The 15,946-nt window shown below is 65.7% G+C and carries 17 protein-coding genes; 11 read left to right on the top strand and 6 right to left on the bottom strand.

What is annotated here, in order from left to right:
• Positions 1-58 precede the first annotated feature (58 nt).
• Both dcd and ACQGNJ_RS10930 read left to right on the top strand, forming a co-directional pair.
• Positions 59-625, top strand: coding sequence for a dCTP deaminase (gene dcd, locus ACQGNJ_RS10935; protein ID WP_426689268.1), 567 nt, complete (start codon positions 59-61; stop codon positions 623-625).
• A gap of 113 nt (positions 626-738) precedes the next feature.
• On the top strand, positions 739-1,245 hold the full coding sequence (locus ACQGNJ_RS10930; RefSeq protein ID WP_426689267.1) for a hypothetical protein: 507 nt from the start codon (positions 739-741) through the stop codon (positions 1,243-1,245).
• Positions 1,246-1,373: 128 nt separating this feature from the next.
• Here the strand turns inward: ACQGNJ_RS10930 and ACQGNJ_RS10925 are convergent, their stop codons facing one another.
• Entirely contained in the window at positions 1,374-1,790 is a 417-nt protein-coding gene (locus ACQGNJ_RS10925; protein ID WP_426689266.1) for an HIT domain-containing protein, read from the bottom strand.
• Positions 1,787-2,449 (bottom strand): dienelactone hydrolase family protein, encoded by a 663-nt coding sequence (locus tag ACQGNJ_RS10920; protein ID WP_426689265.1) that lies wholly within the window; start codon positions 2,447-2,449, stop codon positions 1,787-1,789. The genes ACQGNJ_RS10925 and ACQGNJ_RS10920 overlap by 4 nt, the downstream gene beginning before the upstream one ends.
• Before the next feature lie 164 nt (positions 2,450-2,613).
• Here ACQGNJ_RS10920 and rimO point away from each other — a divergent pair, with 164 nt between their 5' ends.
• From rimO to ACQGNJ_RS10905, 3 genes are all read left to right on the top strand, one after another.
• On the top strand, positions 2,614-3,951 hold the full coding sequence (gene rimO / locus ACQGNJ_RS10915; RefSeq protein WP_426689264.1) for a 30S ribosomal protein S12 methylthiotransferase RimO: 1,338 nt from the start codon (positions 2,614-2,616) through the stop codon (positions 3,949-3,951).
• Between the two features lie 8 nt (positions 3,952-3,959).
• Positions 3,960-4,763 carry a DUF3025 domain-containing protein gene (locus tag ACQGNJ_RS10910; RefSeq protein ID WP_426689263.1) on the top strand — a complete coding sequence of 268 codons (804 nt, stop codon included), beginning with the start codon at positions 3,960-3,962 and terminating at the stop codon, positions 4,761-4,763.
• Between the two features lie 77 nt (positions 4,764-4,840).
• Positions 4,841-5,905 (top strand): phosphate/phosphite/phosphonate ABC transporter substrate-binding protein, encoded by a 1,065-nt coding sequence (locus tag ACQGNJ_RS10905; RefSeq protein WP_426689262.1) that lies wholly within the window; start codon positions 4,841-4,843, stop codon positions 5,903-5,905.
• Between the two features lie 60 nt (positions 5,906-5,965).
• Here ACQGNJ_RS10905 and greB read toward each other — a convergent pair whose 3' ends face one another.
• On the bottom strand, positions 5,966-6,487 hold the full coding sequence (gene greB / locus ACQGNJ_RS10900) for a transcription elongation factor GreB (protein ID WP_426689261.1): 522 nt from the start codon (positions 6,485-6,487) through the stop codon (positions 5,966-5,968).
• A gap of 13 nt (positions 6,488-6,500) precedes the next feature.
• Positions 6,501-8,012, bottom strand: a complete 1,512-nt coding sequence (locus ACQGNJ_RS10895) for a helicase HerA-like domain-containing protein (RefSeq protein ID WP_426689260.1) — start codon at positions 8,010-8,012, stop codon at positions 6,501-6,503.
• Between the two features lie 125 nt (positions 8,013-8,137).
• Here ACQGNJ_RS10895 and ACQGNJ_RS10890 point away from each other — a divergent pair, with 125 nt between their 5' ends.
• The gene (locus ACQGNJ_RS10890) at positions 8,138-9,622 is read left to right on the top strand and encodes a lytic transglycosylase domain-containing protein (RefSeq protein ID WP_426689259.1); all 1,485 of its coding nucleotides are present in this window, start codon (positions 8,138-8,140) and stop codon (positions 9,620-9,622) included.
• Between the two features lie 20 nt (positions 9,623-9,642).
• Here ACQGNJ_RS10890 and ACQGNJ_RS10885 read toward each other — a convergent pair whose 3' ends face one another.
• Together ACQGNJ_RS10885 and asd are read right to left on the bottom strand one after the other, a co-directional pair.
• Entirely contained in the window at positions 9,643-10,080 is a 438-nt protein-coding gene (locus tag ACQGNJ_RS10885) for a hypothetical protein (protein WP_426689258.1), read from the bottom strand.
• A gap of 253 nt (positions 10,081-10,333) precedes the next feature.
• Complete coding sequence (gene asd, locus ACQGNJ_RS10880) at positions 10,334-11,179, bottom strand: archaetidylserine decarboxylase (protein WP_426689257.1); 846 nt, start codon at positions 11,177-11,179, stop codon at positions 10,334-10,336.
• Between the two features lie 72 nt (positions 11,180-11,251).
• On the opposite strand from asd, the gene prmB reads away from it, so the two are divergent.
• The 5 genes from prmB to ACQGNJ_RS10855 are packed head-to-tail and all read left to right on the top strand — an operon-like array spanning position 11,252 to position 15,945.
• The gene (gene prmB, locus ACQGNJ_RS10875) at positions 11,252-12,178 is read left to right on the top strand and encodes a 50S ribosomal protein L3 N(5)-glutamine methyltransferase (RefSeq protein ID WP_426689256.1); all 927 of its coding nucleotides are present in this window, start codon (positions 11,252-11,254) and stop codon (positions 12,176-12,178) included.
• Positions 12,179-12,733, top strand: coding sequence for a GNAT family N-acetyltransferase (locus ACQGNJ_RS10870; RefSeq protein WP_426689255.1), 555 nt, complete (start codon positions 12,179-12,181; stop codon positions 12,731-12,733).
• Positions 12,734-12,767: 34 nt separating this feature from the next.
• Positions 12,768-13,856, top strand: a complete 1,089-nt coding sequence (gene aroC / locus ACQGNJ_RS10865) for a chorismate synthase (protein ID WP_426689254.1) — start codon at positions 12,768-12,770, stop codon at positions 13,854-13,856.
• Positions 13,857-13,886: 30 nt separating this feature from the next.
• On the top strand, positions 13,887-14,876 hold the full coding sequence (locus tag ACQGNJ_RS10860; RefSeq protein WP_426689253.1) for a 2-hydroxyacid dehydrogenase: 990 nt from the start codon (positions 13,887-13,889) through the stop codon (positions 14,874-14,876).
• A gap of 37 nt (positions 14,877-14,913) precedes the next feature.
• Positions 14,914-15,945, top strand: coding sequence for an aspartate-semialdehyde dehydrogenase (locus tag ACQGNJ_RS10855; protein ID WP_426689252.1), 1,032 nt, complete (start codon positions 14,914-14,916; stop codon positions 15,943-15,945).
• The last annotated feature ends 1 nt before the right edge of the window (position 15,946 follow it).

Here is a 15,946-nt window from a genome sequence, read left to right as displayed (position 1 = left end):
ATTTTTGCCGTCTTGTGTCCGGTTGATCCGGTCCGTCCAGCCATCCAGCGGAGACAGCGTGAGCATCAAACCCGACAAGTGGATCCGGCGCATGGCCGAAAGCCACGGCATGATCGAGCCGTTCGAGCCGGGCCAGATCAAGTTGCGCGACGGCAACAAGCTGATTTCGTACGGCACGTCCAGCTATGGCTACGACGTGCGCTGCGCACGCGAGTTCAAGATCTTCACCAACATCAACTCCACCATCGTCGACCCGAAGGCGTTCGATCCGTCGAGCTTTGTCGACGTGGAGGCGGACGTCTGCATCATCCCGCCGAACTCGTTCGCGCTGGCGCGCACCGTCGAGTACTTCCGCATTCCGCGCAAGGTGCTGACGATCTGCCTGGGCAAGAGCACCTACGCGCGCTGCGGCATCATCGTCAACGTGACGCCGCTGGAGCCGGAGTGGGAAGGCCATGTGACGCTGGAGTTCTCCAACACCACGCCGCTGCCCGCAAAAATCTACGCCAATGAGGGTGTGGCGCAGATGCTGTTTCTCGAGTCCGACGAGGAATGCGAAACCAGCTACAAGGACCGCGGCGGAAAGTACCAGGGCCAGCAGGGCGTCACCCTGCCGCGCACCTGAACGCCCGGCTGAACGGGGGTTTTCTGCGCGCGTGGCCGCGTCAGTCCGCGTTACACTTCCGTCGATCCGGCCGTTCGATGGCTTCCACGTTTGATTGCTTCCAGGAGACCCGCATGATCCGTTTTTCCACGATGCTGAAGCGAGCCACGGCCGCGTTCATGCTGGGCGGCGTGCTTGTGCTCGCCGGTTGCCATTCCGGCAGCACCAAGAGCGACATCAGCACGGCCTCGGTGAAGGGCCAGTTCGATGCCACCATCGAGTCGTACAAGGATGGTCAATTCCTGCTGGACGGCGCGGTGCTTTCCGCTCTGGATGTGGGCAGTCATTTCGCCTATCTGAAGGACCAGGGCAAATTGCCCAGGACGGTACTCCTGTTGCCCAGCGACGATTCGAAGATCCGCAAGCGGCACCTGGAATACATGGCGCGCATGCAGATGGATTACGGCTTCACCGTGTTCTACGACAACAAGGGCACGCTGACCAAGATCAATCCGGTCGAGACCAAGGCTCGCGAGCTGGAAGATCATCGCGCACCGACGCAGTTGCCTGATTCGCAGAAGGGCAAGGACGCCAGCAGCGGCGGTTTCGATCCCCAGAATCAGCAACAACAGCAATACTGACGGTTCGCAGCCAGGTCGGCTGTTGCCGTTGAGCGCGGTTGCATCGGCAGTTCGGCGCCGTCGCTGGAATCGGCAAGAAGAAGGGCTGCAGCTTGCGCTGCAGCCCTTCTTTTATCCGGTGACCCGGTTCAACCCGCGAGTGTGTTGCGCAGCTCGGCGATCAATCGCTCGCGTCGCGCGTGGTCATGATCGAGCGCGCTGCCATGCCCCCACACCGGCCCCGGCCATGCCGCATCGCCCTCGCGACGGCCGACCAGGTGCACATGCAGTTGTCGCACGATGTTGCCAAGGGCGCCCAGGTTGAGCTTGTCGAACGGGACTGCCGCACGCAGCGCGGCTGCGGCAAGGTTGGCCTCTTGCCACAGCATGGTCTGCTCGGAGCTGCCAAGGTCGGCGATCTCGACCACACCGGCACGTCGTGGCACCAGGATCAGCCACGGGTAGCGCGCATCGTTCATCAGCAAGACCTCGCATAGCGGCAGCGAGGCCACCGGATACGTGTCTGCCGCCAGCCGCGGATCGAGGATGAAGCCCGCCTCGCTCATGCCAGGTATTGCTCGAAGAAGCCGAGCGTACGTTGCAGCGCCAGCCTGGCACTGGCCTCGTCGTGGCTGGGGCTGCCATCACGGTTGAACGCGTGGTCCGCCGGATAGGTGAAGACATCCATTTGCGGCAGCGCCTGGCGATGCTTGGCCACCGCATCGGCCGTAATGCTGTGGTCCTTCTCGCCGAAGTGGAACATGACCGGAGCCTTCGGCGTTTCATGCAGGAATGGCAGGTTGCGCGCGCCGTAATAGCTCACCGAAGGAAGGCCCAGCCGCAGCGCAGCGAGCAGGGCCACGGTACCGCCCCAGCAATAGCCGACCGTGCCGATCTTTCCCGCCGAGCGGATCGACTCGGCGGCACTGGCCACGTCCTCGAGTGCCCGCTCCAGCCCCAGCTCGGCCACCAGTTGCTTGCCGCGGTTGACTCCGGCCATGTCGCAGGACAATTCCACGCCGCTCTCGAGGTGATCGAAGAACGCAGGCGCGATCGCGGTGTAGCCATGCTCGGCAAAGCGGTCCGCCACGCTGCGGATATGTGCCGTGACGCCGAAAATTTCCTGGATCACCACGAGGCCGCCCCTGGGTTTGCCGGCGGGCTGGGCCAGATAGGCTCCAATGCACTGCGTGCCGGAGGTCGGAAGATTGATGGACTGGCCCATGCTGCGGCTCCTGCAGGTAAACAACTGATTCTAGGCAGTGCGGAGGGCGGGGGATAGCGACGTTACCGCGTGGCGACCGGCATGCGCCGGACCCTGGTCGGCCCGACTTGCGGATGTTCCCCTATAATCAACCGTTTACCCACCTGATTTCCGGTAACCCGCGCATGTCCACTCCCGCCCACAAGATCGGTTTTGTCAGTCTCGGCTGCCCCAAGGCGCTGGTCGATTCCGAGCGCATCCTCACCCAGCTCAAGGTCGAGGGTTACCAGATCGTGCCCAGCTACGGCGAAGCCGATGCAGTGGTGGTCAACACCTGTGGCTTCATCGATGCGGCGGTGCAGGAGTCACTCGACTCGATCGGCACCGCGCTGCACGAGAACGGCAAGGTGATCGTCACCGGCTGCCTGGGCAAGCGCGAGGCGCTGATCCGCGAGGCGTATCCGGACGTGCTGTCGATCAGTGGCCCGCAGGACTATGCCAGCGTGATGACGGCGGTACACAAGGCATTGCCGCCTCAGCGCAACAAGTTCATCGACATCGTGCCGGACACCGGCGTGAAGCTCACCCCGAAGCACTATGCCTACCTGAAGATTTCCGAAGGCTGCAATCACCGCTGCAGCTTCTGCATCATCCCGTCGATGCGCGGCAACCTGGTCTCGCGCCCGGTCGACGAGGTGTTGCTGGAGGCCGAGCGACTGGTCAAGGGCGGCGTGAAGGAGCTGCTGGTGATTTCGCAGGACACCAGTGCCTACGGCGTGGATCTGAAATATGCCGAGCGCGAATGGCGTGGCAAGGCGTATCGCACGCGCATGACCGAGCTGTGCGAAGGGCTGTCCGAGCTCGGCGTGTGGGCGCGCCTGCATTACGTCTATCCGTACCCGCACGTGGACGAAGTGATGCCGCTGATGGCCGCCGGCAAGCTGCTGCCCTACCTCGACATCCCGTTCCAGCACGCCAGCCCGCGCATCCTGAAACTGATGAAGCGCCCGGGAAATATCGACAAGACGCTGGAGCGCATCCAGAACTGGCGCAAACAGGTGCCGGAGCTGACCATCCGCAGCACCTTCATCGTCGGTTTCCCCGGCGAGACCGACGCCGAGTTCGAGGAACTGCTGGACTTCCTGCGCGAGGCCGAGCTTGACCGCGTCGGTGCGTTCGCCTACTCGCCGGTCGATGGCGCCAAGGCCAACGAATTGCCCGACCCGGTTTCCGAGGAGCTGAAGGAAGACCGGCTGGAACAGTTCATGGCGGTGCAGGCGGAGATTTCCGCGGCGAAATTGCAGCGCAAGATCGGCCGCACGATCAAGGTGCTGGTCGACGAGGCCGGCGCCGACGGTGCGATCGCGCGCTCGGCCGCCGATGCGCCGGAGATCGATGGCAGCGTGCTGATCGCCGATGGCCAGAAGCTGCGCCCCGGGCAGTTCGTCGAGGTGCTGGTCGAATCGGCCAGCGAGCATGACTTGCATGCACGCCTGGCCCATCCGCAGCTCCAGGTCGTGTAGAACCGGTCATGCGTTACGTCGCGCCGCCTCGCGAGATGGTCGATCCGGCGGTGTTCGCGCGGCCGCCGCTGGCCGCCTGGCGCGAGTATGCCGCGCTGCTCGAGGGCGCGGCATGGCCGTCAATCGACGCACTCAACCGTCATTGGCCGGCGGGGGCGCTCCGTCGTTTCGTGGCGCAGACGCCCGCCTTGTTGGCCGATGGCCTGCATTACGAACAACGCATCGCCGAGCGTGGCCAGATCGCCACTCGCGAACAGAACTGGCACGACCTGCTGAATGCGCTGGTCTGGCTGCGCCATGCCGACGTGAAGCAGGCGCTGAACCAGCGGCAGATGGACGAAGTGGCGCGGATGGGGCCGAAGCGGCGTTCCCGTGCCCAGTACGCATTGACCCATTTCGACGAGGGCGGCGTTATCGTGGGCGTCAGCGATCCGTCCCTGCTGGCAGCGTGGGATGCGCATGACTGGCACGAATTGTTCTGGCGCCGGCGGCAGGCCTGGCTGGATGGATCGATCCGGCTGGAGCTGTTTGGCCATGCTCTGCTCGAACTGGCGCTGAGTCCCGGCAAATTGCTGGTGGCCAAGGCACTGGTGTTCCGCGCCGATGCCATGGTTGACCTGGCATCGCAATGCGCCGCGGCGATTGGCTCCGGCCAGCTCTTGAACGATCCGCTGGAACTGCGACCGCTGCCGTTGTCCGGATTGCCCGGCTGGCATGCCGACAATGCCGATGAAGCCTTTCATCGCAGTACGCCTTGCTATCAGCCGCGTCGCGCCGGACGCGACTATCCACCCGCGTTCGCGGCGTCCTGAGCCAGTCACGCCTTGCCCCGCTGGTCGATCGCGACTATATACAGTGCTTCGGGACGTGCATCAGGGAGTGCACCGCATTGGCCGTCGCAAGATCCGGGTGGTGCCGTCGGCATGGCGGATGCTGGAGCGCGTCGCTTGTCGTTGCGCTGTGCTTGGTACTGCTTGGCATCGGCAGTGCGGCGGCCGCCGACCGGCCGTCCGCGCGGGAGACCCCGATCCGCTTCGGCATCCTGCCCATTGGCAGCGCAGCGGAATCCCTCGAACAATGGCGCCCGCTGCTGGAAGACCTGCAGAAGCGACTGGATCGACAAGTGACCACCGTATCGGTGGGCAGTTACGCCAGCCTGTCCAGTGCGATCGGCGGGCAGCGCGTGGACGTCGCGTTCCTTTCCGGCAAGCTGGCCGTTGAAGCGGTGACCCGCCAGAACATGCGGGTGTTTGCGCAGTTCCTCCGCAGCGACGGCGCGCCCGGCAACGTGGCCACCCTGGTGGTGCGCAATGACAGTCCGATCCGCAATCTCGACGATCTGCTCTCCACGCCCGGACAGGGCTGGCGCTACGCGCGCAGCGAGCAGTTGTCGGTGACCGGCTACATCGCACCGGAGGCTTATGTCTTCGCGCCCAATGGGCTCAATTCGGATACTTTCTTCGCCAGCGTGCGGGTAGGCGATCATCAGAGCAACCTGCTGGCGGTGGTCAATCGCGAAGCCGATGTGACCAGCAGCAACAATCCCGACATGGATCTGTTCCGGCGCAATTTCCCCAGCGAGGCGGCCCAGCTCAGGGTGATATGGCGCTCCCGGCTGATTCCCTCCGGCGTGCTGGTGATCCGCGAAGGCATGCCCAGGCAGCTGCGTCAGAAACTGACCAGGATCCTGCTCGACTACGGCAAGGCGCGCGGCGCGGGGGGCGAGCGCGAGCGCACCATACTGGCCCGCATTCCGGATCTCGGTGGCTTCGTGGCGGTGGACAGTCGCGTGCTGAAGCCTTTTGTGGACATGCAATACACGCTGTTGCAGCAGCAGGCCAGCCACGGTCAATGGGTGAGTCCGCGCGCCCTGCAGGATCAACTCGCCAGGATCGAGCGCGAACACCAGCAGACCTTGCGCCTGCTGTCGCCACGCGAGGATGCGGGCCAATAGACGTGGATCGATCGGTCTGCCGCGCTCTCGGCACGGGCCGCGCAAGCCGTCGTGAACGAGCTAGCGGGCGGTCCCGGCATCGTCGGTGTACGTCACCCCGACAATGGCAAACTCCGCCGGCCCCGCGGGCAATTCCGCCACGAATTCGTCGTCGACATGCCGTTTCAGGATTGCCCGCGCCAGCGGTGAGTCGATGCTGATCCAGCCTTGCCTGGCATCGGTCTCGTCGGGACCGACGATGCGGTAGCGCAGGACTTCGCCGGTGTCGACATTCTCCAGCTCGATGCGGGCGCCGAAGAACACCTGTCGGCGATCGCCTGGCGCGCCTTCGGCGACCTTCAATGAGGGTATGCGTTTGGTCAGATAGCGGGCGCGCCGATCAATTTCGGCGAGCTGCTTCTTGCGGTAGATGTATTCCGCATTTTCCGAACGATCACCTTCGGCGGCGGCGGCGGTGATTGCCTTGACCACTTCGGGGCGCACCGTATGCCACAGGTGGTCGAGTTCGGCCTTGAGCCGCTCGAAGCCCTCGCGGGTGATGATCGCGGTCGAGCCGGGTGAGGGTGGGCGCCAGCGGCTCACGCAACGAAACCCTTCAACGCTTGCCGCCGAAGATGCCGCCGAGCACGCCACGCAGGATCTGCCGGCCGAGCTGGCTGCCGGCCGTGCGCACCATCTGCTTGCCCATCGTCTCGATCATGCCCTGGCGACGCTTGGTGCCGAACAGCGCATCGTGCACGGCGCCGCCCCAGCCGCCCGCTTCCGTCGGCTTGTCGCCGCCGCTGGCAGGTGCATTGGCGGCGACCGTGGTGGCGTCGGCAGCCTTGTCTTCGGCGCGCTTGGCGAGCATCTCGGCGGCCGACTCACGATTGACCGTGGTGTCGTACTTGGCGCCGACCGGTGAACGCTGGCGGATGGTGGCGCGCTCGGCGTCGGTGATCGCGCCGATGCGGCAGCACGGCGTGGTCACCAGCACCTGTTCCACCGGCGTGGGCACGCCGCCATTGGCCAAAGTGGAGGCCAGCGCCTCGCCGACCGCCAGCTTGGTGATTGCCTCGGTGACGTCGAGCTTCGGGTTGGCGACGAAGGTTTCGGCAGCCGCCTTGACCGCTTTCTGGTCGCGCGGGGTGAACGCGCGCAGCGCGTGCTGGATGCGGTTGCCGAGCTGGCCGAGAATCACGCCAGGCACATCGTCGGGATTCTGCGAGCAGAAGTACACGCCGACGCCCTTGGAGCGGATCAGTCGCACCACCTGCTCCACCCTTTGCAGCAGTGCCGGCGAGGCGTCGTCGAACAGCAGGTGCGCCTCGTCGAAGAAGAACACCATCTTCGGCTGCTCCGGATCACCCACTTCGGGCAACTGTTCGAACAGTTCGGACAGCAGCCACAGCAGGAAGGTGGAATACAGCCGCGGCTTCATGATCAGCTGGTCGGCGGCGAGCACGTTGATGATGCCGCGCCCGCTCATGTCCTGGCGCATCAGGTCGGCCAGTTCCAGTGCCGGCTCGCCGAAGAACTGGTCGGCGCCGTCGCCCTCGAGTTTCAGCAGGGCGCGCTGGATCGCGGCAATGCTGGTCGTGCTGATCAGCCCGTACTGGGTGGACAGCGCCCTGGCGTTCTCCGCGGCGTAGGTGAGCAGTGCGCGCAGGTCGGCCAGGTCCAGCAACAGCCAGCCCTGGTCGTCGGCGGCCTTGAACACCACCTCCAGCACGCCTTCCTGGGTGTCGTTCAATTCCAGCACGCGGCCGAGCAGGGTCGGGCCCATCTCGCTGATGGTGGCGCGCACCGGATGGCCGAGCTTGCCGTAGATGTCCCAGAACACCACCGGGTTGGCCTGCGCTTTCCAGTCGCCGAGCTTGAGCTTTTCCAGCCGCGCCTTGAGCTTGTCGCCCGGCTCGCCAGCGGCCATCGCCAGGCCGGCCAGGTCGCCCTTGGCATCGGCGAGGAAACACGGCACACCCAGTCGCGAGAACCCTTCGGCCAGCACCATCAACGAAACCGACTTTCCGGTACCGGTGGCGCCGGCGATCATGCCATGCCGGTTGCCGTAGTGCGGGTCGAGGTTGACGCTGGTGCTGTCGTTGCGGCCGATCAGGATCTCGGTCATGGCGTTCCATCCGGTGGTGATCAGCCGATTGTAGCCAAGACCGCGCGACTGTCGCGCCGGTGCGATGCGTTGAGTCGAACCCCCGCGCCCGCTATGGTGGGCGTTTTCAAGGGGTGGCGTTTGTGATGTCGTCGTGTTCGGTGATTCGTTCCATCCGCCTGGTGTCGGTTGCCGTGGCGGTCAGTCTGTTGGGGGCCTGCGCCAGCACCGGTCCAGCCAGACCTTCGGCCCAGGTCAGCGCGCTGTACAGCGAGCTCGACGTCGCCAGCAAGGGGTACGAAACCGCGCTGCAGCAGTCGCGTGAAGGTGACCTGCAGGCTTCGCAGGCGACCCTCACCCGATCGCTCGATCGGCTGAAGAAGGCGTCGGCACAGTGCGGCAATAGCCCGGGCTGTGATCCCCAGCGTTTCTTCTCGACCTTCGATCATCTGCTGCGCCTGAAGGACGGCGACTTCGGCGGCGCGCAGGATCTGGACAGCGATGTCGATCCTGCGCAGGCGAGCCTGGCGATTGCCGGCAGGACCGGCGCGGCCAGCCTGCCGCAGGCCCAACGCAGCGTGACCCTGCTGCATGGCCAGAAGCTGTCGCAGCTGATCGCGATGAATGGCCCGGTCAAGGCCGCGCTGGAGATGTGGCTGACCCAGTGGCGACCGCAGCTGATGGATGCGTACGTCAATTACCAATACATGCGCTACCAGATGTGGCCGGCGTACGAGAAGGCCGACCTGCCCGAGGCGCTGCTGTTCGGCATCATGGCCAAGGAGTCCGGCGGCAAGGTCCACGCGGTGTCGCGTTCGGGTGCCGCAGGCCCGCTGCAGTTCATGTATGCGACCGGCATGCGCTTCGGCCTGGTCAGTGACGACGGCTTCGACACCCGTTTCGATCCGGCGGCATCGGCGCGGGCCAATGCCGAGTACATCAACCAGCAGTTGCGGATCTTCAACGACAACCTCGAGCTGACCATCGCGGCGTACAACGGCGGCGAGGGCCGCATCCGTCGGCTGGTCGGAGACGATACCTCGGTGAGCTTCTACGATCCGCGCATCTACAACGAGTTGTCGCAGGAAACCCGCGATTACGTACCGGCCGTGCTGGCCGCGGCCTGGCTGTTCCAGCATCCGGACAGCTACAACCTGCGTTTTCCAAGACTCGACATCGTGCCTGGCTCGATCACGCTGAAGCGGCCCGCTTCGCTGTCGGAGTTGACCGTCTGCCTGGGCTCGGCGGGCGGCATGAACGACGGCTGGTTCCGTACCTTGCGCAACCTCAATCCCCGACTCGATCCGCAGGTGAGTCAGCCGGCCGGTACCCGGTTGCAGCTGCCGAAATTGCTGGAGCAGGCCTATGCGTCGCGCTGCGTCGACGGTCCGTGGCCGATCCTGGCCGGCGATCTGCACAAGGCGGTCATTCCGGTGGTCGCGGCCCCGGTAGCCAGCGCACCGGTCAAGAGCCGTGGCACGAAGAGCTATCGGGTGCGGCGCGGCGATACCCTGATCAGCATTGTGCGCAAGCTGCAGTGCTCGAGTGTGCAGGAGATTGCCGAGATGAACGGGCTGCGCCACCAGCATCTGCGCATCGGCGAGAGGCTGAAAGTGCCGGTCTGTCGCTGAGCGACGCGACCGGAGCCTGGTCAGGCAACGGCGGTCTGCTGCATCCAGCTGTCGACCGTATCGCCTTGGCTGTGCACTTCCTTCAGTTCGCGCAACAGTTGCATCAGCTGGCGGTATTGCGGTTGCAGGCTCGGGTACGGGGAATTCTTGGTCTCGTGATAAGCCACCGCCAACCACAGCGCAACGCCGCGCATCGCCACCTCGGCATTGCCGGAGCGGGCGCGTTCGTAGCCGGCCTCGGTGCCCTGGCCCCACGGCAGGTAGCGCGCTTCCGGTGCCGTGCCGTGCAGGTGGGGGAAATCGCTGCGTGATGCCTGGCCGATTTCCCGCAGGGTGAGCGTGCTGAGGCGCTCGCGGCTGCGCTTGGGCAGCGCCCGCACGGTGCGTTCGATGTCGCGGAATTGGCGGCCAAGCTGGCGCGCGCGCATCATCACAAGCAGTGGCGTGAGTAGTTGCATGAGATCCCCTCGGCGCTTGAATTCGACCGTGCCCCCCGCACGACTCCGGCGCGAAGTATAGGCGGTGAGATCGAGCGATTGCGCGCAGGGCGTCACATACTGACGTGCCGCGTCAGGTCGGGTGGGCCGGTGAAAGGCGTCGCGACCGGCCGAGCGGGTCAGGCCAGCTGCTGGAAAAGCTTGGCAAGCACTTGATCTTCAAACCCATTGCAGGTGCAGTGGCCGCTTCCGGCAGCGTGGGCGCCGGGCCGGCTCACGCCGACTGACGGCCGAGCCGCTGGCCCACCTGCACAGCTTGCTGAGGGTCGAGCTGGTCCAGCTCGGTCGACCCTTCGGGCAGCAGCAGGATCACGGTGGAACCCATGTTGAAGCGCGCCATCTCGGCGAAACGCTCCAGCGTGATGTTCTGGCCGGCGAACGACTTGCGCCGGATCGAGGAGGCGTAGGGCGGTATCACCAGGCCGTCCCAGACGGTAGCCACTGAAGAGACCAGGATGGCGCCCACCATCACCACCACGAACGGGCCGTGCGCGCCGTCGAAATGGCAGACCAGCCGCTCGTTGCGGGCGAACAAGCGGGGGATCGCGGCCACCGCGAATGGCGCCACGCTGAAAATCCGCCCGGGTACGTGCACCGTTTCGCGCAGCGTGCCTTGCAGCGGCATGTGCACGCGATGGTAATCGCGCGGCGACAGGTAGACGGTGATGAATCGGCCGTTGCGGTAAGGCGCGGCGGCGGCCTGGTCGCCGCCCAGCAGTTCGGCGGCAGTGTATTCCTGGCCCTTGGCCTGGAAGATGCGTCCGTCGACGATCGCGCCAGACTGGCTGATGCGTCCGTCGGCGGGAGAGAGCAGGGCGGTTGCCTCGGCATCGGCCTGGCGCGCGCCTGGCTTCAGCTTGCGCGTGAAAAACGCGTTGAAATGCTGGTAGGCCAGCGGATCGGGCTGCGCGGCCTCGGCCATGTTCACGTTGTAATTGCGCACGATGGTGCCGATCAACCAGTTCTTCCACGGCGCGAAGGTCCAGCGTGTGGCCCAGTAGACGATCCGCGACAGGAAGCGGTGCGGCAGGATGTACTGCAGGAATACGTTGAAAGTCATCCGCCCAGTATACGGGCTGGAGTGCCCGCAGGCCTTATAATCGCCGGCCATTCCGTTGCACTCTGGATCGCCGTGACCGCCGAGCTCGCCACCATCATCGACTTCATCCGTTATGGCGCCAGCCGCTTTTCGGCCGCGGGGCTGACCTTCGGGCATAGCCACGACAACCCGATCGACGAGGCGACCCACCTGATTCTGGCCAGCTTGCACCTGCCGCCGGACATTCCGCCGGCCTACGGCGCGGGCAAGCTCACCGCGGCCGAGCGCGAAAACGTGTTGGCGCTGATCGAGCGCCGCGTGACCGAGCGGTTGCCGGTGGCCTACCTGGTCGGCGAGACCTGGTTCGCCGGGCTGAAATTCAAGAGCGATCGGCGCGCGCTGGTCCCGCGCTCGCCGATCGCCGAGCTGATCGAGTCGGGCTTCGCGCCGTGGCTGGACGAGCGCCACATCGAGCGTGCGCTGGACCTGTGCACCGGCTCGGGCTGCATCGGCATCGCGATGGCCGAATACAACCCCGCGTGGCGGGTCGACATCGTCGACATCAGCGAGGAGGCACTGTCGCTGGCGCGGGAGAACATCGTGTTCCAGCACGTCGAGCGGCGGGTCGAGGCGATCCAGTCCGACCTGTTTGCCGGGGTGAAGGATCGTCGCTACGACCTGATCGTCTCCAATCCGCCGTATGTCACCGAAGACGAATACGCGGCGCTGCCGGGCGAATATGCGCACGAGCCGAAGCTGGGCCTGACCTCGGGCGTGGATGGCCTGGATTTGTGTCTGCGCATGCTGGACGAAGCGGCCGATCAGCTCACCGAGGATGGCCTGCTGGTCGTCGAGGTGGGCGAGAGCGAGCACGCACTGGCCGCCCTGCTGCCGGAGGTGCCGTTCATCTGGATCGAGTTCAAGGTCGGCCAGATGGGTGTGTTCGCGCTGGAGCGTCGCGACCTCATCGAGCATGCGTCGGCGATCCGGGCGGCTGCCGCGGCGCGTCGCGCGGGCTGAATGGAACTGGTCACCGCGCGCCTGCACATCGACGCGCTGCGGCCAGCGGACGCGGCAGGACTGTTTGCCTGTCGTGCCGATCCTGCGGTGGCGCGCTATCAGGGCTGGTGTCCGGCGGATCTTGCCGCTGCCCGCGAGTTCATCCAGGCGCAGCCCCGGCATCCGTCGCACGGCTGGTTCCAGCGGGCGATCCGGCGCCGTGGCGACGGCACGCTGATCGGCGACCTCGGCGTGTGCCTGCCGCAAGATCCGCATGATTCGGTTGAATTCGGCATCAGCCTCGCACCCGCCTGGCAGGGCCATGGCTATGCCCGCGAGGCCATTCATGCGCTGCTCGCCAGCGTCTTTGGCGAGCTCGGTCGCCATCGCATCCATGCCTCGGTCGATCCGCGCAACCTGGCCAGCCTGGCCATGCTGCGTGCGCTCGGCATGCGCCAGGAGGCCCATCATCGCGAGAGCCTGTGGTGCAAGGGCGAATGGGTCGACGACGTGATTTTCGCGCTGCTCGACCACGAATGGCGCGCCCGGCAGGCAAGCAGGCCCCATCACGGTTAAGCTGTGCCGGTTATCCTGTGGACGTCCAAACCCCGTGTCCAGCAATTCGTTCGGCAAACTCCTTACCGTCACCACCTTCGGCGAAAGCCACGGGCCGGCGATCGGCTGCGTGATCGACGGTTGCCCGCCCGGGCTGGCGATCGCCGCGGACGAATTCCGCCATGACCTGGAACGCCGGGCCACCGGTCGCAGCCGCTACACCTCGCAGCGGCACGAGGCGGACGAGGTGGAAATCCTCTCCGGCGTGTACGAGGGCAAGACCACCGGTACGCCGATCGCGCTGCTGATCCGCAACACCGACCAGCGCAGCAAGGACTACGGCGACATCGCGTCGAGCTTCCGCCCCGGCCATGCCGATTACACCTACTGGCAGAAGTACGGCATCCGCGATCCGCGCGGGGGCGGGCGCTCCTCGGCGCGCGAGACGACCATGCGCGTGGCCGCGGCGGTGATCGCCAAGAAGTGGCTGGCCGAGCGCCACGGGGTGAGCGTGCGCGGCTGGCTGGCGCAGATCGGTGACCTCAGGCCCGATGCCTTCGATCGGGACGCCGTGGAGCAGAATCCGTTCTTCTGGCCCGATGCGGCGCAGGTGCCGGCGCTGGAGAACTACATCAACGCATTGCGCAAGTCCGGCGATTCCGTAGGCGCGCGCGTCAACGTGGTCGCCGAGGGGGTGCCGCCGGGCTGGGGCGAGCCGATCTATGGCAAGCTCGATGGCGACCTGGCCAGTGCATTGATGTCGATCAATGCCGTCAAGGGCGTCGAGATCGGTGATGGTTTCGCGGCGGTCGCCCAGCGTGGCAGCGAGCATCGCGACGAGATGCGTTTGGACGGCTTTACGTCCAATCACGCCGGCGGTATCCTCGGCGGCATCAGCAGCGGTCAGCCAGTGACGGCGTCGATCGTGCTGAAGCCCACCTCCAGCATCCTGATTCCCGGCCACAGCGTGAACCTGGGCGGTGAGCCGGTGGACGTGGTCACCAAGGGGCGCCACGATCCCTGTGTCGGCATCCGCGCCACGCCGATCGCCGAGGCGATGATGGCGTTGGTGCTGATGGATCACGCGCTGCGTCATCGCGCGCAGTGCGGCGACGTCGGTACCGTCGAGCCGCGCATCGCCTGACCTTCAACCGCAGCAACCGGAACCACGTTGATGACCGACAAGCCGCGCGTCTGGGTTTCCCGTCCCACCTTTCCCGGGGTCATCGCCCGGCTCGAAGCGCATTTCGAGGTGACTGTCGAGGCCGAGGAGCGCAAGTTCGGCCAGGCCGAGCTGGCCACCCGACTGGCTCAGGCTGATGCCGCCATCGTCGGCCTGAAGGACCGCATTGGCGCGGCCGAGGTGGGCGGTGCCGGGCGGCTGCGCATCGTCGCCAATCTCGGTGTCGGCTACGACAATATCGATCTGGACGCGCTGAGTGCCGCCGGCATTGCGGTGTCCAATACTGCCGATGTGCTCAACGAGAGCGTGGCCGACTACACCTGGGCGCTGCTGCTTGGCGCCGCGCGCCGCATGAGTGCCGCCGAACGCTGGCTGCGCGACGGGCACTGGCACGCCACCGAATTCAAGGCATGGCTGGGCAGCGACGTGCGCGGGCGCACCCTGGGTATCCTCGGCATGGGCCGCATCGGCCAGGCGATCGCCCGGCGCGCGGTCGGTTTCGGCATGCCGGTGATCTACCACAATCGCTCGCCGCTGCCCGAGGCGGACGAGCGCGTCTGCAACGCTCGCCATGTCGACAAGCGACAATTGCTGCGCGAATCCGATTTCCTGGTGCTGGCCTTGCCGCTGACCGCGCAGACCCGCCACGCCGTCGGCGCGCCCGAACTGGCGTTGATGCAGCCGACCGCGATGCTGATCAACATCGCCCGTGGCGGCATCGTCGACGACACCGCGCTCGCCGCGGCGTTGCGCGAGCGGCGCCTGGGCGGGGCCGCGCTGGATGTGTTCGAGGGCGAGCCGAAGGTGCATCCGGCCCTGCTTGCGCTCGACAACGTGGTGCTCAGTCCCCATATAGCCAGCGCCACCACCGAAACCCGCCGCGCGATGACCTCGGTGGCGGTCGACAATGTGCTTTCGATGTTCGGTCATGGGCCACATGCCGGGCGTCCGCCCAATCTCCTCAATCCCAACGTGCTGTGAACGGCGCGATCCTCATTCCTCCAGAGCAAGCCATCCCATGAGTCAGAAGAGCAGTTACAAGGTCGCCATGGTCGGCGCCACCGGCGCGGTCGGCGAGACCTTGCTGGCGATTCTCGCCGAGCGCAATTTTCCGGTCAGCGAACTGGTGCCGCTGGCCAGCGAGCGCTCGGCCGGCGGCAAGGTGAGCTTCGACGGCCAGGACGTCACTGTGCAGTTGCTGGACACCTACGACTTCGCCGGGGTCGACATCGCGTTCTTCTCGGCCGGCGGTTCGGTCAGCCGCGAACACGCCCCGCGCGCGGCAGCGGCCGGTGCGGTGGTGATCGACAACACCTCGGAGTTTCGCTACCAGGACGACATCCCGCTGGTCATCAGCGAGGTCAACCCGCATGCGATCGCGCATTACACCAACCGCGGCATCATCGCCAACCCGAACTGCTCGACCATGCAGATGCTGGTGGCGTTGGCACCGATCCATCGTGCGGTGCAGATCGAACGGATCAATGTGGCCACCTACCAGTCTGTTTCCGGTGCGGGCCGCAGCGGGATGGAGGAGCTGGGCAAGCAGACCGCGGCCCTGCTGAATTTCCAAAGCGTGGAGCCGGGCAAGAAATTCCCGGCCCAGATCGCGTTCAATGTGATCCCGCAGATCGACGATTTCCAGCCGAACGGCTACACCAAGGAGGAAATGAAGCTGGTGTGGGAAACCCGCAAGATCCTTGAAGACGAGTCGATCCAGGTGAATCCGACCGCGGTGCGGGTGCCGGTGTTCTATGGCCATTCCGAGGCCGTGCACATCGAGACCAGCGAGAAGATCAGCGCCGATGAAGCGCGCGCGCTGCTGAAACAGGCGCCCGGCGTGGTGCTGGTGGACGAGCGCAAGCCGGGCGGCTACCCCACGCCGGTCGGCGAGGCGGCCGGTGCCGATGGGGTCTTCGTTGGCCGCATTCGCGAGGACATTTCGCACGATCGCGGGCTGGACCTGTGGATCGTGTCGGACAACATCCGCAAGGGCGCAGCGCTCAATGCGGTACAGATCGCCGAATTGCTGATCGAGGACTATCTCTGAA

Source organism: Rhodanobacter ginsengiterrae (assembly GCF_050026815.1).
GTDB lineage: Bacteria > Pseudomonadota > Gammaproteobacteria > Xanthomonadales > Rhodanobacteraceae > Rhodanobacter > Rhodanobacter ginsengiterrae.
The sequence above is the reverse complement of the archived record's forward strand: the minus strand, read 5'-3'. Positions and strand labels throughout refer to the sequence as shown.